The 20,497-nt window shown below is 73.1% G+C and carries 15 protein-coding genes; 9 read left to right on the top strand and 6 right to left on the bottom strand.

The genetic code is table 11. The features are described from left to right. Positions 1-9 precede the first annotated feature (9 nt). The 3 genes from ACSQ2D_RS15135 to ACSQ2D_RS15125 form a co-directional block, all read right to left on the bottom strand. Positions 10-1,497: a uracil-xanthine permease family protein gene (locus ACSQ2D_RS15135; protein ID WP_435986761.1), complete on the bottom strand. Its 1,488-nt coding sequence runs from the start codon at positions 1,495-1,497 to the stop codon at positions 10-12. Between the two features lie 200 nt (positions 1,498-1,697). Beyond that, positions 1,698-2,660, bottom strand: a complete 963-nt coding sequence (locus ACSQ2D_RS15130) for a type IV toxin-antitoxin system AbiEi family antitoxin domain-containing protein (protein ID WP_435986760.1) — start codon at positions 2,658-2,660, stop codon at positions 1,698-1,700. 133 nt (positions 2,661-2,793) lie between these two features. Next, on the bottom strand, positions 2,794-4,518 hold the full coding sequence (locus ACSQ2D_RS15125) for a PucR family transcriptional regulator (protein ID WP_435986759.1): 1,725 nt from the start codon (positions 4,516-4,518) through the stop codon (positions 2,794-2,796). A gap of 113 nt (positions 4,519-4,631) precedes the next feature. Here ACSQ2D_RS15125 and ACSQ2D_RS15120 point away from each other — a divergent pair, with 113 nt between their 5' ends. The 9 genes from ACSQ2D_RS15120 (at position 4,632) to ACSQ2D_RS15080 (ending at position 17,772) form a co-directional block, all read left to right on the top strand. Next, the gene (locus tag ACSQ2D_RS15120; RefSeq protein ID WP_435986758.1) at positions 4,632-5,627 is read left to right on the top strand and encodes an oxamate carbamoyltransferase subunit AllH family protein; all 996 of its coding nucleotides are present in this window, start codon (positions 4,632-4,634) and stop codon (positions 5,625-5,627) included. Continuing rightward, positions 5,620-8,610, top strand: coding sequence for an oxamate carbamoyltransferase subunit AllG family protein (locus ACSQ2D_RS15115; RefSeq protein ID WP_435986757.1), 2,991 nt, complete (start codon positions 5,620-5,622; stop codon positions 8,608-8,610). The genes ACSQ2D_RS15120 and ACSQ2D_RS15115 overlap by 8 nt, the downstream gene beginning before the upstream one ends. A gap of 139 nt (positions 8,611-8,749) precedes the next feature. Further along, on the top strand, positions 8,750-10,648 hold the full coding sequence (locus ACSQ2D_RS15110; protein ID WP_435986756.1) for an ABC transporter ATP-binding protein: 1,899 nt from the start codon (positions 8,750-8,752) through the stop codon (positions 10,646-10,648). Then, entirely contained in the window at positions 10,645-12,675 is a 2,031-nt protein-coding gene (locus ACSQ2D_RS15105; protein WP_435986755.1) for an ABC transporter ATP-binding protein, read from the top strand. The genes ACSQ2D_RS15110 and ACSQ2D_RS15105 overlap by 4 nt, the downstream gene beginning before the upstream one ends. A 290-nt stretch (positions 12,676-12,965) precedes the next feature. Next, positions 12,966-14,225, top strand: coding sequence for an NAD(P)/FAD-dependent oxidoreductase (locus ACSQ2D_RS15100; protein ID WP_435986754.1), 1,260 nt, complete (start codon positions 12,966-12,968; stop codon positions 14,223-14,225). Positions 14,226-14,395: 170 nt separating this feature from the next. Continuing rightward, positions 14,396-15,601: a glycosyltransferase family 4 protein gene (locus tag ACSQ2D_RS15095; protein WP_435986753.1), complete on the top strand. Its 1,206-nt coding sequence runs from the start codon at positions 14,396-14,398 to the stop codon at positions 15,599-15,601. A 43-nt stretch (positions 15,602-15,644) separates the two neighbouring features. Continuing rightward, entirely contained in the window at positions 15,645-16,499 is an 855-nt protein-coding gene (locus ACSQ2D_RS15090) for a bifunctional methylenetetrahydrofolate dehydrogenase/methenyltetrahydrofolate cyclohydrolase (RefSeq protein ID WP_435986752.1), read from the top strand. Positions 16,500-16,508: 9 nt separating this feature from the next. Further along, the gene (locus ACSQ2D_RS15085) at positions 16,509-16,829 is read left to right on the top strand and encodes a DUF3017 domain-containing protein (protein WP_435986751.1); all 321 of its coding nucleotides are present in this window, start codon (positions 16,509-16,511) and stop codon (positions 16,827-16,829) included. A gap of 10 nt (positions 16,830-16,839) precedes the next feature. Beyond that, positions 16,840-17,772: a glycosyltransferase gene (locus ACSQ2D_RS15080; RefSeq protein ID WP_435986750.1), complete on the top strand. Its 933-nt coding sequence runs from the start codon at positions 16,840-16,842 to the stop codon at positions 17,770-17,772. 81 nt (positions 17,773-17,853) lie between these two features. On the opposite strand, the gene ACSQ2D_RS15075 is transcribed toward ACSQ2D_RS15080, so the two are convergent. The 3 genes from ACSQ2D_RS15075 to ACSQ2D_RS15065 all read right to left on the bottom strand — a co-directional run bounded on the left by ACSQ2D_RS15075 (position 17,854) and on the right by ACSQ2D_RS15065 (position 20,487). Beyond that, the gene (locus ACSQ2D_RS15075) at positions 17,854-18,843 is read right to left on the bottom strand and encodes a malate dehydrogenase (protein WP_435986749.1); all 990 of its coding nucleotides are present in this window, start codon (positions 18,841-18,843) and stop codon (positions 17,854-17,856) included. Between the two features lie 154 nt (positions 18,844-18,997). Continuing rightward, positions 18,998-19,840, bottom strand: a complete 843-nt coding sequence (locus ACSQ2D_RS15070; RefSeq protein ID WP_435986748.1) for a hypothetical protein — start codon at positions 19,838-19,840, stop codon at positions 18,998-19,000. Beyond that, complete coding sequence (locus ACSQ2D_RS15065; RefSeq protein ID WP_435986747.1) at positions 19,837-20,487, bottom strand: SatD family protein; 651 nt, start codon at positions 20,485-20,487, stop codon at positions 19,837-19,839. The genes ACSQ2D_RS15070 and ACSQ2D_RS15065 overlap by 4 nt, the downstream gene beginning before the upstream one ends. Positions 20,488-20,497: the final 10 nt, after the last annotated feature.

Here is a 20,497-nt window from a genome sequence, read left to right as displayed (position 1 = left end):
CCTGGTGGGTCAGCGTCGCCGCAGGTCCGGACCGCCGGGGCGGTCCTGGTAGAGGTCGTCGATGCCGTCGGCATCGCCGTAGTCGCCCTCCCGCTCCCCGAGCGAGATCATCGTGCCTCCCGCGGCGTCAGCCCGCTCACGCAGGTCGGCCGGGGCGAGCGCACGGGCGACGTGGAAGGCGCCGACCGCGACGATGGTGCCGAGGGCGATGCCGCCGAGCGAGAAGTCCGACGTGAAGACGAGCGACACGTTGCCGATACCGATGACGATGCCGGCCGCGACCGGGACGAGGTTGATCGGGTTGCCGAAGTCGACCCCGTTCTCCTTCCAGATCTTCGCGCCGAGGAGGCCGATCATGCCGTAGAGCACGACCGTGATGCCGCCGAGGACGCCGCCCGGCACCGACGCGACGAGCGCACCGAACTTCGGCGAGAGGCCGAAGACGATGGCGACGACCGCGGCGACGTAGTAGGCGGCCGTCGAGTAGACGCGGGTCGCCGCCATGACGCCGATGTTCTCGGCGTACGTCGTCGTCGGCGAGCCACCGACGGAGCTCGCGATGACCGTGCCGATGCCGTCGGCGGCGATGGCCCGGCCCATGTACGGGTCGAGGTCGGTCTTCGTCATCTCGGCGACGGCCTTGACGTGGCCGGTGTTCTCCGCGATGAGCGCGATGACGGCGGGCAGGACGAGCAGGATCGCGGCGACGGAGAAGGACGGCGCGTGGATGCCGACGAGCTCCTTGCCGTCGGCCCCGGTCGTCGTCGACGGCGGGAGGCCGAACCACGGCTGGCTGGCGAGGTTGTCGAAGTTCGTGCGGAAGTGCGTCGTGACCTTGCCCGCGCCGGCGTCGTAGGACGTGATCTGACCGAAGACCTGGTCGAAGAGCCACGAGATGACGTAGCCGAAGATCAGGGCGAGGAAGACCGCGATGCGCGAGATGAAGCCCTTGAAGGCGACGGCGCAGATGATCGTGAACGCCATGACGAGCAGCGCCACCCACTGGTCCTGCGGCCAGTAGATGTTGGCGACGACCGGCGCCAGGTTGAAGCCGATGAGCATGACGACCGCGCCGGTCACGACCGGCGGCAGCACCTTGTGCAGCACGGACGAGCCGAGGAAGTGGATCGCCACACCGACGAGCGCGAGCACGAGGCCCGCGACGAGGATGGCGCCCGTGACCTCGGCGGACGTGCCGCCCTGCGCCCGGATGGCCGCCACGGCACCGACGAAGCTCGCCGACGTGCCGAGGTAGCTCGGGACCTTGCCGTTCACGATCAGCAGGAAGCAGATCGTCGCGATGCCGCTCATCATGATCGCGAGCTGGGCGTTGAGACCCATGATCAGGGGGAAGACGAACGTCGCACCGAACATCGCGACGACGTGCTGCGCACCGAGACCGATCGTCTTGCCCCACGACAGCCGCTCGTCTGGTGCGACGACGTCGTCGGGGCCCATCGTCTTGCCGTCCCCGTGCAGTTTCCAGCCCAAAGCCATTCCGACTCCTATGGTTGCCACATTCGGTGATGTGGGTCACGTCCCACTCCGGGATGGGCGAAAACTACTCCCACCGCAAGGGATTGCGTTCGTCAAACGTTGATACACGCCGAGGGTGCCCCTCTGGCACGTCATGACGTATGCCGTCACCCCCGTTCCCGGCGGTCCGCCACCGCCCCGACGTGGAAGGTCGCACCCCCTCACCGGGGTGCGAGGTTCCACAGCTGGGCGCTGTCGTCGATGCTGCACCCCGGCCCGCACCTCCGTGGCCGGCCCGCCCAGCCCCGGGCGCGCAGCACCTGCGCCACCTCGCCGGCCAGACCGCAGGGACTCGGGACGAGGTCGGTCCAGTAGCACCGGAGGGTCACGCGGCCGGCGACGAGCGCCGAGCGGTCCCGGCGGCCGTCGCGCTGCACGTCCGTCCACGATGCGTGCCCGAGCCGCCCGTCGACCTCCACGACGACTCCCCACTCGTACTCGCGGTCCCGCCGCCCGACACGACCGAAGGGCGACTGCGAACGTCCGTGGGGCAGACCGTGGGCGCGCTCGACGTCGCGGACGTAGCGCCGCTCGGCAGGGCTCTCGCACCCGTCGGCGACCTCGGCGAAGACCTCGAGCAGCAGGGACCGGTCCCGCTGTCCCCGCCGGTTGCCGAGCGCCGACCTCAGGCGCCCGGTGCTCGTCAGCTCGAGACCGACGGCCTGGGCGGCCAAGGCGATCGCACGATCCGGACCTCGTCCGGAGCACAGGTCGAGCACGGTGTGCTCGACCTGGGTGCGGTGCGGCCAGGCGCGGGGATCGGTCCGAGCCGCGGCGTGCCTGCTGCGCCGGATCAGGACGCCCTCGACCGGTCGCGCCCTCCGCTCGGCCGGGATCACGACGGTGATGGTGCCCGGTGCCTGTCTGATGAGCCCCCACTCGTGCGCCGCGCTCTCGTGCGTGAGTGCTGCCCCCGGACCTGCGTGGAGCAGTGCTGCCACGGCACGGGTCTCCCAGCCACCGCGGCCCGGCAGCGTCTGGTAGACGCCCGGGTGGACGACCTGCCACCGGCCGGTGCCCAGACGCCACTCGATCGCCTTCGGGCTCAGGCCCGCGTCCCGTGCCTGGGTCCGCGTCACCAGGCCGGACTGACCTGCGGCGCGTGCGCGGAGGAGTGCGTCCACCCCTGGATCGTCACCGGATCGCGTGCCACAGCGTGCGCTGCTTCCACAGGAGCGGGCCCGTGGAAGGTCGCACCCCCTCATCGGGGTGCGATGTTCCGCGGACCGGGCGACACGGCATACGCGAGGGGCGCCGTCAGATGCCGCGCATCTGGTGGATCTTGAGCGCGAGCGCGAGAGTCAGGCGCAGGTCGGGATCGGTCGTGAAGGGGCCGAGGATCTTCTCGAGCTTGCCGATGCGGTAGCGCAGGGTGTTGTAGTGGAAGAAGAGCAGGCGGGCGGTCTCGGCGACGTTCATGTTGGTGTCGATGAGGATGCTCAGGGTCTGGCGCAGGCCGGCGTACTCCGGTGAGTCGTCGGTGGCCAGCTCGCGCAGCGACTCGGTGACGAAGCGGCGCAGGTCGGCGCCGTCGGGGATGAGCGCGAGCAGGCGGTAGATGCCGAGGCCGTCGACGTGCGTCGTCGCGCCGTCGCCGTGCATCTGGCGACCGACGGTGACCGCCGAGAGCGCTTCGTCGTACGCCTGGGGCAGGCCGGCGACCGAGGTGATCGGCCGGGAGACGCCGGCCGAGAAGCTGCGTCGACCGCCACCGCCGTCGCCACGCACGACCCGGACGTACTCGCCCACGATCCGCATGACCTGCTCGGTGTCGGCCCCGGCCGGCACACCGATGAGGGCGACCACCTCACGGCTGAATCCCATGACGGGAGAACGGGAGTCGCGCACGGCCACGGCGTGCGTCCAGGCGCGGGCGAACCGCTGCTGGAGGAAGCGCACCTCCTCCGCGTCGCGCGTCGACCGGTCGTCGTCCTCGTCGGTCTCGGCGACGACGACGACCATGGGCCGGTCGATGTCCCAGCCCAGCGAGCTCGCGTGGGCCACGGCGTCGACGGGGGAGCCGGCGCGTCCGGCGAGGGCGTCGCGGAGGAACTCGGCGCGGTACTTGCTCTCGACGGCCGAGACGGCCTGGTCCTTGGTGATGGCGAGCGCGGCGACCGTCGCGGCGCGCTCGAGCAGACGCACGTCGTCAACCGTCAGGTGCCGGTGGCTGCAGAAGGCCATGAGGACGCCGTGGTCGAGGTGCCCGGCGACGATGCGCACGGCCGAGCGGTTGGCGGTCGGGCCGTCGGGTCGGGGCCCCATCGGCTCGGCCTCGGTGAGCAGGCGCCCCGTGCGGTCGAAGCACTCGAGGGACAGGGCGTGGTCGAGCTCGCGCTGCGACCCGGCGCGGGCGATGACGCGACCGTCGGTCGTCGTCACCATCGCCGCGCCGTCGAGGAAGCCGACCACCTGCTCGCAGAGGTCGTCGAGGGAGCCGCCGGCGAGGACGATCTGCACGAGGGCGCGGTCGGCGTCCTCGAGCCGGCGCAGGATCGCGGTCTGGTGCTCGAGCATCGCGCTCAGCACGTCGGTCGTGAAGGTGGCGATGTGGTCGAGCGGGACGTCGATGAGCGGCAGACCGGTGGACTCGGCGGCCGTGACGAGGGCGGCCAGGGGCTTGCCCGACAGCCCGGACACGACGAGACCTGCGGCGCCGGCGGCATCGAGGGCCGACACGGTGTCGCCGAGCGAGCGGGCGTCGCCGTCCTGCTCCGCGAGGGCCGCGGCGTCGGCGAGCACGAGCCGGTGGGTCAGCCGAGACGGTCCGCCGTCGCGCACGGCGGAGCGCAGCGGCGTCGTGCTGTCGACGCTGACGTCGAGGCGCGCTGCCTCGGCGCGGACGACCCCGTGGGCCGTCGCGGCGAGGCCGGCGATGAGCCGCAGCGAGATGCCGGACACCTCGGGCTCGGCCTCGCCGGAGCGCCCCGCGGCTGGCAAGTCACCCTCGGGGAGGGCCGGATCGTTGGCAACTTTCACCATGAGCGCACCCTACCCACCGTCGATAGCGTCACGTCAGCGGTCCGCGCCGGGCGGACCGTGACGGAGCCGGTTCGTGCCGGCCCGGCGGTCTGACGGTGGAGGTGCGCGCGGGCATGGACGACCTCGACCTGACGCTGCTGCCGGCCGCCGTGTCGCCCCTCGTGGCGGGCGAGGTGGCCGGTGCCCCGCGGCGCTGCCGCGTCCTCGCCGCCTTCCCCACGTGCCTCTACCTCGACCTCGGCGCCCACGAGCGGGTCCTCGCCGTGCTCGCCTCCGACGCCGTCGCGCTGCCCATCGGCCTGCGCCTGGCCCTGCCGTCGAGCGCGGTCCGGTGGGGGGTCGAGTCCGGCGCGCACGTCGTCGTGGGGGAGGGGCGCGTACGCCTGCCGCGCGCCGACGTCGTCGCGGCCCGGCTGCTCCGGCCGGCGCGCGTGCGCCCCGCGCCTCGTGGATCCGCTCGTGACAGCGGGCTCCCCGAGCCCGGGGTCCTGGGCGACCTGGCCCACGACCTCACCGCCGAGGCGCTCGCCGGCCGGTCGGCCGACCCTGGCGTCCGCGGCCTCGTCGGCGTCGGGCGCGGGCTGACCCCCAGTGGCGACGACGCCCTCTGCGGCGTCCTGCTGACCCTGGCCGCGGTCGACGCCCCACCGTCCCGGCGCGCCCTGTCGGCCGTGCGCACCGCCGTCCGCGGCGTGCTGCCGTGGACGACGAGCCTGTCGGCCGCCCTCCTCGTCGCAGCCGGGGCCGGCTATGCCGTCCCGGACGTCGCGCGCCTCGTGACCCGTCTGGTCTCCCGAGACGGGTCAACCAACAGGTCGGCCGGCGCCACGCCGCGCGTTGCCCGGGCCGTTGCACCGTCGAGCCCGTTCGACCCGCCGGAGGGAAGCGGGCCCACCGAACTCAGTGACGTCAGCGACCCCACCGACCTGTCCGAGCTGGCCGACCTCGTCGACCGGGTGCTCGCCATCGGGCACACGTCCGGCCGCGACCTCTTGTCCGGTGTCAGCGGTGCCCTCCGTGCCGTCGACGCAGCCCTCGAGCCCAGCCCTCGACCCGAACCCGGACGCCTACACCGACCCGAACCCCAGGAAGGACTCCAACGTGGCTGACCACGTCGAGCTGAGAACCGGTGCCTACCTCGACTCCGTGACCCTCATGCAGATCTCACGCACCGTCGCCTCCGCGCCCGGCGTCGAGGCCGCGCAGGTCGCGATGGCGACCGAGCTCAACCTCGAGGTCATCCGCGGCATGGGCTTCGACGTGCCCGACTCGGCGCCGAACGACCTCGTCGTCGCGATCCGCGGTGACGAGGCGGGCATCGCCGCGGGGCAGGCCGCGCTGGAGACCGCCCTCACCCAGAGCCGTGCCGCCGCGGGCTCCTCCGGCGGGTTCGGCGACGCGCCGGCGGCCCGGACGCTCGGCGGTGCGATCCGCCTCTCGGGCGCCGACCTCGCGCTCGTCTCGGTGCCCGGCGAGCACGCGGTCACCGAGGCCCTCGACGCGGTCCGTGCCGGGGTGTCCGTCATGGTCTTCTCCGACAACGTCCGGGTCGAGGACGAGGTGCGCCTCAAGGACGCCGCCGCCGCCGCGGACGTCCTCGTCATGGGCCCCGACTGCGGCACCGCGGTCGTCGGCGGCGTCGCCCTCGGCTTCGCCAACGTCGTGCGGCCGGGCTCCGTCGGCCTCGTCGCGGCGTCCGGCACGGGTGCCCAGCAGGTCATGTGCCTGCTCGACGCCGCCGGGGTCGGGATCAGCCACTGCCTCGGCGTCGGCGGCCGCGACCTGTCGTCCGCCGTCGCCGCCCGCTCGACGAAGCAGGCCCTCGCCGCCCTCGCGGCCGACCCGGAGACCACGTCCGTGGTCGTCGTCTCCAAGCCCCCCGCTCCCGAGGTCCTCGCCGACCTGCAGGCGTATGCCGCCGGGCTGGGCAAGCCGGTCCACTGGGCCACGCTCGGGGCCGGGCGTCCAGACCTCACGGCAGCCGTCGAGTCGGTGCTGTCCGCCGTCGGCGCGACCGTGCCGGAGTGGCCGACCTGGGAGGCCTCGGGCTCGCCCGCGGCCCCGGGGTCGTCGGGGTCGTCGGGATCGCTGCGCGGGCTCTTCTGCGGCGGCACCCTCGCCGACGAGGCCATGCTCGTCGCCGGTGAGGTGCTCGGCGACATCCGGTCCAACATCCCGCTGCGGCCCGAGCTCGCCCTGGGCGCCGACCTGCGCGACCCCGGCCACGTCGTCATCGACTTCGGCGACGACACGATGACCCGCGGGCGTGCCCACCCGATGATCGACCCGTCGCTGCGCCTCGACCGCATCGCCGTCGAGGCGGCCGACCCGACGTGCGGCGTGCTCCTCCTCGACCTCGTGCTCGGTCACGGGGCGCACGCCGACCCGGCCCCCGAGCTCGCAGCAGCGGTGCGCGCCGCCCGTGAGACGGCCGCTGCGGCCGGACGCGACCTGCCCGTCGTCGTCTCGGTCACCGGCACGGCGTCGGACCCGCAGGGCCTGGAGCGGTCGGCCCGGGCCCTCGCGGACGCCCGTGCCGACGTCCTGCTCTCCAACGCCGCCGCCACGCGCCGGGCGCTGCACCTGCTCGGCCACGACGTGCCCGCGCCGGAGCGCGCGCCGGGCGACACGGCATACGCCCGCGTCGCCGGGACGGCGACCGGTGCCGGCACCGAGCCGCTCCACGGGCTGCTGTCCGCGGACGTCACGGTCGCGGCCGCCGGAGTGTCACTCTTCTCGGACGCCCTTCGGGCGCAGGCGGTCTCGGTCACCGAGGCCTCGTGGCAGCCGCCGATGCCGGGCACGGCCGGCGAGCTCGGCCGGGTCCTCGCCGACCCCCGCCGCGACGCAGCCAACGCCGAGGCGCTGCGCCGGATGACCGCCGCGGGCGCCGACCTCGTCGACGTCCGACCGGCCCACGAGGTGCTCGGGCTCGAGCGGGGCACCTTCCTGCACGCCGGGCCACCGATCGAGTTCGCCCGCGCCTCAGGGCCGCTCAAGGGTGCGCTCATCGGCGCGATGCTCTTCGAGGGCCTCGCCGACACGGCCGAGGAGGCCGAGGCCAGGCTCGAGAAGGGCGACGGCATCACGCTCGAGCCGTGCCACCACCGCGACGCCGTCGGCCCGATGGCCGGTGTCATCAGCCCGTCGATGTGGGTCTACGAGCTGCGCGACGAGGTGCACGACAACACGTCGTGGTGCTCGCTCAACGAGGGGCTCGGCAAGGTGCTGCGCTACGGCGCCTACGGTCCCGAGGTCATCGACCGGCTGCGGTGGATGAACACCGTCCTCGGCCCGATCCTCCAGCAGGCCGTGCGCGCCCGGGTCGAGCAGCAGGGCTCCATCGACGTCAAGGCGATCATCGCCCAGATGCTCCAGATGGGCGACGAGGGCCACAACCGCAACCGCGCCGGCTCGCTCATGCTGCTGCGCGAGCTGCTCCCGACGATGATCACGGCCGACGCGTCGTCCGCCGACATCGCCGAGGCGGTCCGCTTCTCGGGCGCCAACGAGCACTTCTTCCTCAACCTCGGTATGCCAGCCTGCAAGCTGAGCACCCTTGCCGCCCATGGCATCCCGGGATCCTCGGTCGTGACGACGATGGCGCGCAACGGCACCGACTTCGGCATCCGCGTGTCGGGGACGGGTGACGCCTGGTTCACGGGTCCGGCCAACACACCCGAGGGGCTCTTCCTCGGCTCCTACGGCCCGGACGACGCGAACCCCGACATCGGCGACTCGGCCATCACCGAGACCGCAGGCATCGGCGGCTTCGCCATGGCGGCGGCACCGGCGATCGTGAAGTTCGTCGGCGGCGACGTGCCGTTCGCGCTGCGGGCCACGCAGACGATGTACGAGATCACGGTCGGGGAGCACACGGCCTACCAGGTGCCGATCCTCGAGTTCCGCGGCACGCCGACCGGCATCGACGTGGCCGCCGTCGCGCGGACCGGCATCCTGCCCCAGATCAACACCGGCATGGCCGGGCGGGTCGCGGGCACGGGGCAGGTCGGCGCGGGTCTCGTGACCCCTCCCGAGCAGTGCTTCACGCAGGCCCTCACCGCTCTCGCGGCGGCCGCGCGGGAGGACTGACCGGGCACGTCCCCACAGCTCGGGTCGCGCGGTCGTCGTCGGCCGCGCGGCCCGACCCTCGCCCCGGATCCGACACGCATCTGCCGACAGAGAAAAGAAGTGGGGCGCTGTCGGCGCCGCGACCTAGGGTGGACAGGCCATGCGAGACTTTCCGCCCCAGATCCGGGCCTACACCGACCGAGGCGCCGAGACGCCCGACACCCGCTCGCCGCGGGCCTTCCTCTGGTGGATGGTGCGGCAGAACGGCGGTCTGTTCTGGGCCGGTCTGCTCGTCGCCCTCATCTGGATGGTGCCGCAGACCGTCGGACCGTGGATCGTGGGCCGCGCCATCGACACCGGCATCGTCGCGGGCGACCCCGCGGCGACCATGCAGTGGGTCCTCGTGCTGGCCGTCGTCACCGTCTTCGGCGCGTGCAGCGGCATCCTCTTCCACACGGTCATCGTCCGCGAGTGGCTCATCGCCCTCTACGGCACGACCAAGCTCGTCACGCGCAAGGCGCTCCAGCTCGGCCACGTGCTGACGCGGCGCACGCCGACCGGCGAGGTGCTCTCGGTCTCGGGCAGCGACGGCGACCAGTTCGGCGCCCTCATGGAGATCAGCACGCGCGCCATCTCGCAGCTCGCCGCCTACCTCGTCGTCGCCGCCATCGTGCTCAGCACGTCGGTGCGCATGGGCGTCCTCGTCCTCGTCTCGGCTCCGCTGCTCGTCGTCCTCGGCACGCCGCTGCTCCGGCCGATGCAGCGCTGGCAGGGAGTCGAGCGCTCCCGCAACTCCGAGCTGACGTCGATGGCGACCGACATCGTCGGCGGCCTGCGGATCCTGCGCGGCATCGGTGGTGAGGAGACCTTCGGCGGCAACTACGCCGGGCAGTCCCAGCGCGTGCGCCAGTCCGGCGTCTCGGCCGGTCGCTGGCTCGCCGCCGTCGAGTCCGTCGGCGTCCTGCTCTCGGGTGGCTTCGTCGTCGCCCTCATGTGGCTCGGCACGCGCGAGGTCGCGCAGGGCCGGCTCACGGTGGGCCAGCTCGTCAGCTTCCTCGGCTACGGCCTCTTCCTCGTCCAGCCGATGCGCACGTTCGTCGAGTTCGCCCAGAAGTGGACGCGCTCGGTGGTCTCGGCCCGCAAGGCGGTCGCCGTGCTGTCGCAGCGCCCGCCGTGGGTCCACCCCGACGAGCCCGCCGGGCTCGACACGAGCGCCGAGATCGTCGACGGCGAGTCCGGCGCGACCATCCGCCCGGGCATCCTCACCATGGTCGTCTCGGCCGTGCCCGACGACTCGGCAGCCCTCGCCGACCGTCTCGGCCGCTACCTGCCGAGCGACGAGGGCGCGCTCGTCAGCGACGAGATCCCCGAAGCGCTCAAGGGCCGTGCCGCTAGGCGGGAGCGCTCGGCGCGCGCCAAGGCCCGCGAGGAGCAGGCCCTCCGCGACGAGGAGCGGGCCCGCCAACCGTGGGGGGTCACCGTCGGCGGCGTCGACCTCTCGCGCGTCGAGCTCGACGAGGTGCGCCGGCGCATCCTCGTCAGCGACACCTCACCCCAGGTGTTCGCGGGGACCCTGCGCTCCGCCGTCGACCCGCTCGGCCGGCTGACGCGGGAGCAGGCCGAGCGGGCGCTCCACACGGCCGCCGCCGACGACGTCTTCGACGCCCTCCCCGGCGGCTGGCAGGGCGAGCTCGAGGAGCGCGGACGCGGGCTGTCCGGCGGGCAGCGTCAGCGACTCGTGCTCATGCGCGCCCTCGCAGCCGACCCCGACGTCCTCGTGCTCGTCGAGCCCACGTCCGCCGTCGACGCCCACACCGAGGCCCGCATCGCCTCCCGTCTCGGGGAGCACCGGCGCGGGCGCACCACGGTCGTCATGACCGCGTCCCCGCTGCTGCTCCACCACGCCGACGAGGTGATCCTCCTCGAGGGTGGTGTCGCGACCGCCCACGGACGGCACGCCGACCTGCTGGCCGAGTCGCCGGCATACCGCTCCGTCGTCGTCCGCGGCGGAGACGCCGACCCGTCCGTCCTCTCCCACCTCGCCGAGGAGTCCCGATGAGCCGCGCCGACAGCACGGTCGCGACGACCGGTGTCGCGGGCACCGCGGACAGCATGGACCCCGTGGGCACCACGTGGGTCTCTCCTCTGCCCGAGGTGCTCGCGGCCGAGTCCGCGCGCACGTGGGACTCGGCCGTCCACGCCCCGGCCGTGCCCGACGAGCTGCGGCCGCCCCGGTCCGCCTCGGTGCGCCAGCGCCTCGGCGCGCTGCACCGCCGGCACCTGCTGCGCGAGCGGCGGGCCCAGGAGTTCGTCGCCGACACGATGAACGCGCGCACGGGTCTGCCGATCGCCGACAACGCGCGCGTCGTGCGCTTCATCGGTGGCCTGCTCTCGCAGGAGCGGCTGCTCGTCGTCGCCGTCATCCTCGCCAACGCGCTCGCCGCCACGGCGGGCCTGCTCGTCCCGCGGCTGCTCGGCGAGCTCGTCGACTCGACGGTCGCCGACGTCGAGGCGGGCCGGGTCGACGCCGCCCTCGCCGGGGCCAACTCGGCGGCGCTCGTCGTCGCCGGGCTCGTCGTCCTGCAGAGCGCCTTCACCTTCGCGGCCAAGATGTCCTCGACGGTGCTCGGCCAGAGCGTCCTCGCCACGGCGCGCGAGTACATCGTGCGCGCCATCCTCCGGCTGCCGCTCTCACGCGTCGAGAGCGCGAGCTCGGGCGACCTCGTCACGCGCGTCACCCGCGACGTCGGCACCATGAGCGAGAGCGTGCGCTGGGCCCTGCCCGAGGCCATCATCGCGAGCATCACCGTCGTGCTGACCCTCGTGGCCATGGTCAGCAACTCGCCGGTGCTCTCCCTGCCGTCGATCGTGCTCATGTCGCTCGCGCTCTTCCAGGTGCGCCGCTACCTCGGGCGCGCGCCGAAGGGCTACCTCACCGAGGGCGGCACCTACTCGCGCATCAACACCACGCTCACCGAGACGGTCGAGGGTGCCCGCACCGTCGAGGCGCTGGGCCTGACGGAGCACCGCCTGCGCCGCGGGGACGAGGACATCGAGGTGTCCGGCCAGGCCGAGCGCTACACGATGACGCTGCGCAACCTGCTCTTCGCCGTCATGGACGTCGCCTTCAGCCTGCCGCGCGTGCTCGTCCTGCTGTTCGGCGCCATCGGGTATGCCCAGGGCTGGGCCACGCTCGGGCAGATCACCACGGCGATCCTCTACACCGAGGCTCTCTGGGGCCCGTTCGACATGCTCGTCCACACCGTCGACCGGGTGCAGGTCGGCATCGCGTCGACGACCCGCCTGCTCGGCATCGCCACGGTGCCGGCCGACCGCGAGGCGGGCGAGGACCGGCCGACCGGCCCCGAGCTCGTCGGCACCGACCTGCGCTACGCCTACCGCGCCGGCCACGACGTGCTGCACGGCATCGACCTCGACCTCAGCACGGGGGAGCGCCTCGCCATCGTCGGCCCGAGCGGTTCCGGCAAGTCGACGCTGGGGCGCCTGCTGTCGGGCATCCACGGCCCTCGCACCGGGTCGGTGACGGTCGGCGGCGTCGAGCTGACGTCGCTCCCGCTCGACCAGCTGCGCACCGAGGTCGCCCTCGTGACCCAGGAGCACCACGTCTTCATCGGGTCGGTGCGCGACAACGTCGTGCTGGCGCGCGAGGGCTCGACCGACGACGAGGTCCGTGAGGCCCTACGGGCCGTCGACGCCCTCGACTGGGTCGAGCGGCTGCCCGAGGGTCTCGACACCAAGCTCGGGTCGGGCCACCAGGTGCTGACGCCGGGCCGCGCCCAGCAGATCGCCCTGGCCCGCCTCATCCTCGCCGACCCGCACACGATCGTCCTCGACGAGGCGACCTCGCTCATCGACCCGCGCACCGCACGCCACCTCGAGGGCTCGATGAACGCGCTGCTCACCGGGCGCACCGTCGTCGCGATCGCGCACCGCCTCCACACGGCGCACGACGCCGACCGCATCGCGGTCGTCATCGACGGTCGCGTCGCCGAGCTCGGCAGCCACGACGAGCTCGTCGAGCAGGACGGCGAGTACGCCGCCCTCTGGCGCGCCTGGACCTCCTGACCCCGCCACCCTGACTCGAACGAGCGCCCCGCCCCACTCGAGTGGCCCCGCAGCCCCACGTGTCCCAGCCGTGTCCGGACCGACCTGACACCTGACGAGGGGCACGTGTGACGACGGGGCCACTCGACGATGGCTGGGCGACCCCCGGGGCGTGTCCCGTGTGACGACGGGGCCACTCGACGATGGCTGGGCGACCCCCGGGGTGTGTCGCGTGTGACGACGGGGCCACTCGACGACGGGGAGCGCCGACGGGTCTCGACGGGCACCGGCCCGCGTGTGAAGGTGTGGACATGAGCACTGACACGACCGCACAGCAGGAGCGCACGGCATACGTCATCGTCGGCGGTGGACTCGCCGCGGCGAAGGCCATCGAGGGCATCCGCGAGAGCGACACGGACGGCGCGATCGTCCTGGTGACGGAGGAGGACCGGCTGCCCTACGAGCGGCCGCCGCTGTCCAAGGCGGTGCTCAAGGGCGAGGACGAGATGGAGACGGCGTTCACGCACGACCGGGACTGGTACGCCGAGCAGGGGGTCGAGCTGCGTCTGGGCAGCCCCGCCACCTCCCTCGACGCCGAGCGGCACACGCTGTCGCTCGCCGACGGCGACGTGCTCTCCTACGAGCGGCTCCTCATCGCCACCGGCTCGTCGGCACGCGCGCTCGACGTGCCCGGCGCGGACCTCGACGGCGTGCTCTACCTCCGCGAGATGCAGGAGTCCGAGGCGCTCAAGGCCCGCCTCATGGACGGGGCGCGCCTCGTCATCGTCGGCGCCGGGTGGATCGGCCTCGAGGTCGCCGCAGCCGCCCGCGACGCCGGTTGCAGCGTCACCGTGATCGAGCCTCAGGCCGCCCCGCTCCTCGGTGTCATGGGCGAGCAGGTCGGTGGCTGGTTCGCGCAGCTGCACCGGGGTCACGGCGTCGACTTCCGGTTCGGCGAGGGCGTCGAGCGGATCGAGGGCGAGACCTCGGTGACGGGGGTCGTCACGAGCTCCGGCGACACCGTCCCGGCCGATACCGTCGTCGTCGGCGTCGGCATCACCCCGAACACCGGACTGGCCGAGGGCGCCGGCATCGACACGGCCAACGGCATCACGACCGACGAGGCGCTGCGCACGTCGGCCGATGGCGTGTGGGCGGCCGGCGACGTCGCGAGCTGGCGGTCGACGGCGCTCGACACGAACGTCCGGGTCGAGCACTGGGCCAACGCCCACGACGGCGGCCTCGCGGCGGGCCGCTCGATGGCGGGCCAGGACGTCACCTACGACCCCATCCCGTTCTTCTTCTCCGACCAGTACGACATCGGCCTCGAGTACGCCGGCTACGTCCCGCGCGGGTCCGGCGCCGAGGTGGTGCTGCGGGGCGAGCCGTCGGGCAACGAGTTCATGGCGTTCTGGGTCGTGACCGAGGGGGACGGCGTGCGCGTGCTCGCCGGCATGCACGTCAACGTCTGGGACACCATCGACGACGTCCAGCGTCTCGTGCGCGACCGCACCGTCGTCGACCGCGACCGGCTCAGCGACCCCGACGTCCCCCTCGCCGACCTCACCTGACCGGCCCACCTGAGCGGCCAACCTGAGCCGAGCTCCCCGTCCCCGACGTCGCCGACGTCGGGGACGGTCCTGTCCGTTTTGGTCACCCGCGGCTCGTCGGTCTCGTACGCTCGGATCCGTGGCGCCGTGCCACACGTTCTCGGGGCCCGCGCGAAGCAGGAGTGAGGACGATGGACGCCTCGAGGCAGCACGAGGACGCGCACGCGACCGACACCACGGCGCTCGTCAGCCCGGTCGCGCAGCTCGCCTACGTCTTCTCGGAGTACTCGACGGCGACGGGAAGCGCCATGTCGACGAAGATCAACGCCCAGGCCCGGGCCCACGAGTCGCTCGGTGGCCGCACCTACGTCCTCGTCAGCGACCGTCGGCAGCACGACTACGACGACGGCACGCTCGTGCGGTACGCCTCGTCGCGCTCGACCCGGCGAGAGTGGTTCACCGACCTCGAGCGCCGGGTCGATGCCGTATGCGGTGTCACCCTCGGGCGCCGACCGCTCGTCGCGCGGTTCCACCGGGAGGCGCTCGACGCCGTCCCGGCCGACGCGAAGGCGCTCGTCGTCTACAACTACGCCGGGGCCGTGACCGACCGGCTCGTCCGGCGCTTCCCGGGCAAGGTGGTGCTCCACCTCGGCAACGACGTCTTCCGCTCGTGGCGCGCCTCGGAGATCCGGCGGGTCATCGCGCGCACCCACGTCACCGTGGCGGTCAGCGACTACCTCGTCGCGACCATCGTCGAGCGCCTCGGTCACCGCCCCGACAACCTGCACGTCCTGCGCAACGGCGTCGACGCCGAGACCTTCCGGCCCGTCCCTCGCCGGCCGGGTGCCCCGGTGACCATCGTGTCCGTCGGCAACGTCATGCCGCACAAGGGTGTCCATCACCTCATCGCCGCGGCGGAGGTACTGGCCCGGCGCACCCGCGACTTCCGGATCCACGTCGTCGGCTCGGCCGGGCTGCGTCCTGCCGACGGCCTCTCCGCCTACGAGCTGCAGCTGCGGCGAGCGGCCGCTCCGCTCGGCGACCTCGTCCGGTTCACTCCGTTCGTCGACCGGCGCGCGCTCCCCGCCGTCTACGGGCAGGCCGACGTCTTCGCGATGCCCGTCGAGTGGCAGGAGCCTGCAGGACAGGTGGTCACCGAGGCGATGGCCTCGGGGCTGCCCGTCGTCTCGGCCCGCAGCGGCGGCATACCGGAGTACCTCGGGCCCGACGGCGTCTACGTCGACCCGCGGGACCCCGTGCGCTTCGCCGACGCGCTCCACGCGCTCGTCACGTGCCCGACCGAGCGGGTCAGCCGCGGACAGGCGCTGCGCACCCGCGCCGAGTCCATGACGTGGGAGCGCAACGTCGCCGCGCTGATGCGCCTGCTGGCCGACTGAGCCGCAAGCACGCCCGAGCGGCGGGGGTGGCAGGATGTGCACCGTGACGGCACAGATCCTCGACGGCAAGGCCACCCTCAAGGCGATCAAGGTCGAGCTGACCCAACGGGTCGCTCGCCTGCGTGAGCAGGGGGTCGTCCCGGGCCTCGGCACGGTCCTCGTCGGCGACGACCCGGGCAGCCACTGGTACGTCAACGCCAAGCACAAGGACTGCGCCGAGATCGGCATCACGAGCCTGCGCCGCGACCTGCCGGCCACGGCCACGCAGGCGGAGGTCGAGGCCGTCATCGACGAGCTCAACGCCGACCCCACGTGCACGGGGTTCCTCGTCCAGCAGCCGACCGGCCTCGACGAGATGGCGCTCCTCTCGCGCGTCGACCCCGCCAAGGACGTCGACGGCCTGCACCCGATGAACCTCGGCTGGCTCGCCCTCGGCAAGCCCGCCCCGCTCCCGTGCACGCCGATGGGGTGCATCGAGCTGCTCCGGCGCCACGACGTGCCGATCGCGGGCGCGAAGGTCGTCGTCATCGGCCGCGGCCTGACCGTGGGCCGCCCGCTCGGCCTCATCCTCACGCGCAAGAGCGAGAACGCCACCGTCACGCTCTGCCACACCGGCACGAAGGACCTCGCCGCCGAGGTGCGCCAGGCCGACATCGTCATCGCCGCGGCCGGCGTGCCCGGCATCGTCACCAAGGAGATGGTCAAGCCCGGCGCCGCCGTGCTCGACGTGGGCGTGAGCCGCGTCGACGGCAAGATCGCCGGTGACGTCGCCCTCGACGTCGCCGAGGTCGCGGGCTGGGTCAGCCCCAACCCGGGCGGCGTCGGACCGATGACCCGGGCCCTGCTGCTCACCAACATCGTCGAGGCGGCCGAGTCCTCGGTCGCGTCCGGCGCCTGAGCGGCTCCGATGCAGTGGCGGGGTAGCGGCTTCGTCGTCCTCAGCTGGTGGTACCTCGTCGCGGGGATGGCCGCCGTCGGTGTCCTCGTCATGGCCTTCCTCGACGTCCGTTGGGGCGGGCGCATCATGGCCACGGCGTTCTTCGTCGGCGCCCTGATCCGCCTCGTGGCCCGGCCCTCGCGCAAGGCGGGCGGTCTCAACGTCCGCTCTCGCACCCTCGACGTCGTCATCCTGCTGACCCTCGGCATCGGCGTGCTCATCGCGTCGGCCACGGTCAACGTGCGGGCCGACGTGCCCGACCGGACGTCCGTCGGCCGCAGCGCCCGCTGACGGGACGACCGTGCCGAGCCCCCAGCCGCAGGCGTTCGAGCACTACCTCCTGACGCGCTTCAGCGCGGCCTTCTCGCCCGACGTCCCGGCCCAGGAGGAGTGGCTGCGCTACCGTCTCGGCTTCTTCGTCGACGCGTGCTGGTCGTCGGTGCGCAGCCAGCAGGGCGCGGACTTCACGTGGCTCGTCCTTTTCGACGACCGCTGCAGCGACGACTTCCGCGCCGACGTCGAGGCGCTCGCCGAGGGCACGTTCACTCCCGTCTGGAGCCACGAGCGGTGGTCGCCCTGGATCTTCGGGCAGGCGATCGCCGAGCTCAGCCCGGCCGACACTGCACCGTCCTGGCTGCTCACGACCCGCCTCGACAGCGACGACGCGATCGCCCGGGACTTCATGGCATCGGCCCAGCGCGAGTTCACGCCGACCCAAGGACTCTTCGTCGACTTCCCGCGCGGCATCCAGATCGACCGGAGCGGCGCGACCTACCGCTACGACCAGCTCTCGAGCCCGTTCCTCACCCTCGTCGAGCAGCGCCGCCCCGGCTCGCCTCCGAGCACCGTGTATGCCGCCCGCCACGCCCGTGCGCGCCAGTGGGGTCCCGTGCGGGAGGTGAGCGCACCGCCGATGTGGGTGCAGGTCATCCACGGCACCAACCTGCTCAACATGACCGTCGGCGCACGCGTCTCGCCGCGCGTGGTCAACGAGCGCTTCGACCTCGAGCTCGTCTACGACCGTGACGTGTCGACCCGGGACCTGTTGCGGCAGAAGGCCGTCCACCGCGCCCGTCTCGTCCGCCTGTGGGTGCAGCACCCGGGTGAGATGACGAAGTGGGCCGAGGCGAGGTACTGGAGACTGCGTGGCACGCACGTGCGGCCGCAGGGCACGACGCCTCCGCTGACCGAGGTGGTCAAGGCCGGGGCCGCCCGGCTCGGCTGGCGTCGCTGAGCGGCACACGGGCGCACGGCATACGCGAAGGGCGCCGCCCACCTCGTGGTGGACGGCGCCCTTCGACGCGAGGGGGTCGGCTCAGATGAGGCCGAGACCCTTGACGGCGTCGCGCTCCTCGGCGAGCTCGGCGACCGACGCGTCGATCTTGCCGCGCGAGAAGTCGTCGATGTCGAGGCCCTGGACGATGCTCCACTGCCCGTCCTTGACGGTGACGGGGAAGGAGGAGATGAGACCCTCCTGCACGCCGTAGGAGCCGTCGGAGCGCACGGCCATGGAGACCCAGTCGCCGTCAGGCGTGCCCTGGACCCACGTGCGGGCGTGGTCGATCGTGGCGGAGGCGGCCGACGCGGCCGAGCTCGCGCCGCGCGCCTCGATGATCGCGGCGCCGCGCTTGGCGACGGTCGGGATGAAGGTGCCGGCGAGCCAGTCCTGGTCGCCGACGGCCTCGGCGGCGTTGCGGCCACCGACCTCGGCGTGGAAGAGGTCGGGGTACTGCGTCGCGGAGTGGTTGCCCCAGATCGTCATCTTCGTGATCTCGGTGACCGGCACGCCGAGCTTGGCGGCGAGCTGGCTGATCGCGCGGTTGTGGTCGAGGCGCGTCAGGGCCGAGAAGCGCTCGGTCGGGATGTCGGGGGCGTTGCTCATGGCGATGAGCGCGTTGGTGTTGGCGGGGTTGCCGGTGACCGTGATGCGGATGTCGTCGGCCGCGACCTCGTTCAGGGCCTTGCCCTGCGGGGCGAAGATGCCGCCGTTGGCCTCGAGGAGGTCACCGCGCTCCATGCCCGGGCCGCGGGGGCGGGCGCCGACGAGGAGGGCGTGGTTGACGCCGTCGAAGACCTTCGTCGCGTCGTCGCCGATCTGGACGCCGGCGAGGGTCGGGAACGCGCAGTCGTCGAGCTCCATGACGACACCCTCGAGCGCCTTGAGCGCGGGGGTGATCTCGAGCAGGCGCAGCTCCACCGGGGTGTCGGGCCCGAGCAGGGCACCGCTCGCGATGCGGAACAGGAGGCTGTAGCCGATCTGGCCGGCGGCGCCGGTGACGGCGACCTTGACGGGGGTAGTGCTCACAGGTAGGCCCTTCACATCGGTGTGGCGCTGGACGCTCCGACGCTATCAGTGGCTGCGTGCCGGGCTGGACGGGCGCCCGTGCTCAGCGCGGGCCCCCAGCACGCACACGCAAGGGGCGTGACGACGATCACGCGTGCTGGCCGAGAGCGATGCGTCAGACGGTGAGGGCGAGCGAGCCGAGGGCGATGAGCCAGCTGACGAAGCTGCCGACGAGGAAGTACTCGGTGACGTCGTCGATGCCGGCCGGGCCGCCGGGATAGGAGCCCGTGCCTGCCGGGCCACCGCTGGCGGAGCGGGCAGCCGCCTGGATCTCGGGGAAGCGGAGCAGCCCCTTGGCGGCGATGACGAGACCGGCGGCGCCGAACTCACCGGCGACGCCGAGGCCGAGGATGACGAGACGCTCCATGGGCCCGAGCAGACGCCCACCCTTGAGGCGGTCGGCGGGCTGGCCGCCGGTCGGGGGAGCGGCCCGCCCGGTGAGGGAGGCGGCAGCCGCGGCGGCCGCGTTGGCGTTGGTGACGTCGGACGGGCGCAGGGCCCCGATGGTGAGCAGGACGAGTCGGACGATGACGTTGGCCGTCGCGACGTTGAAGAGCACGAGCCCGGTGAGCAGGAGCACCCGTGCGGCAGGGAGCGGGCCGCTGCCGGGGAGGTCGGCCCACTGCAGCCACGTGGCGAGGGGGCCACCCGCAGGTGACGCCGCCCCGGAGAAGGCGAGCAGCCCGACGACGAGGCCCGCGAAGACGGCCAGCGGCGCGAGGGCGCCCCGACCCGTCATCTGCGTGCGACGTGAGAGCTCGGCCCACCCGGCACCGGCTACCGCGGCGAAGGCGAGGGCGAGCAGGTCGGCCCACCCGTGCATCCCGGCCACGAGGGCCAGGGCGAACACGACGACAGGTGCGGCGACGTGCCCGACGACGCGGCCCGGTCGCCACGTCGTGGACCGGACGACGTCGCCGACGCCGATGCCGGCGAGGGCGATCGACAGCCACGTCACGGCAGGTCACCCAGGGTCGTCATGGCCTCGAGCGCGACGCCGATGCCGTCGCGCCGCACGCGCTGCGAGACCGCGGACGGGCTGATGCCGACCCGGTCGGCGACGTCCTGCTGCGCGTGGCCGTGCATGAGTCCTCCGAGGATCTCGCGTGAGGTGGTCGACATGGAGCCAACCATGAAGTCCAGACAGTCGAGCGCAGCCCGCACGGCCGCGACGGTGGCCGGCGGCTCGTCCGGAGCGACGTAGGCGGTCCGCGACGTCCGCGTCTGCGCGCGCTGCGCCCGTTCCTCGGCCACGGTGATGGCCTCGCGGGCGTTCCAGTAGGCCGGCCCGTCGTGGATGCCGCGGACGGGGTCGAGCGTCGAGACGGCGCCGCGGCCGAGCCCGAAACGGACGTCGGCCCGGGGGAAGAGCTCGCTGCGGACGACGAAGCTGGCACGCAGCGCTGCTCCCAGGCTGGGGTAGACGCCCTGGAACTCGTCGCCGACGGTGATGACAGCCGGGTCGTCGATCGGGACCTCGGCGTTGGCGCGGGCGACGGCGGCCTGGAAGGCGTCGTGCAGGGCTTGGCGCTCGCGGTGGGTGCGGGACTCGACGATGTCCCCGATGAGCGCCACCGGTGAAGGTTTTGCCTTCAGATCTGACATGTGAAGATCA

The sequence above is a fragment of the Terrabacter sp. LjRoot27 genome (genome assembly GCF_964254175.1).
Classification (GTDB): Bacteria; Actinomycetota; Actinomycetes; order Actinomycetales; family Dermatophilaceae; genus Terrabacter.
This window is presented reverse-complemented; position numbering and strand designations above follow the sequence as displayed.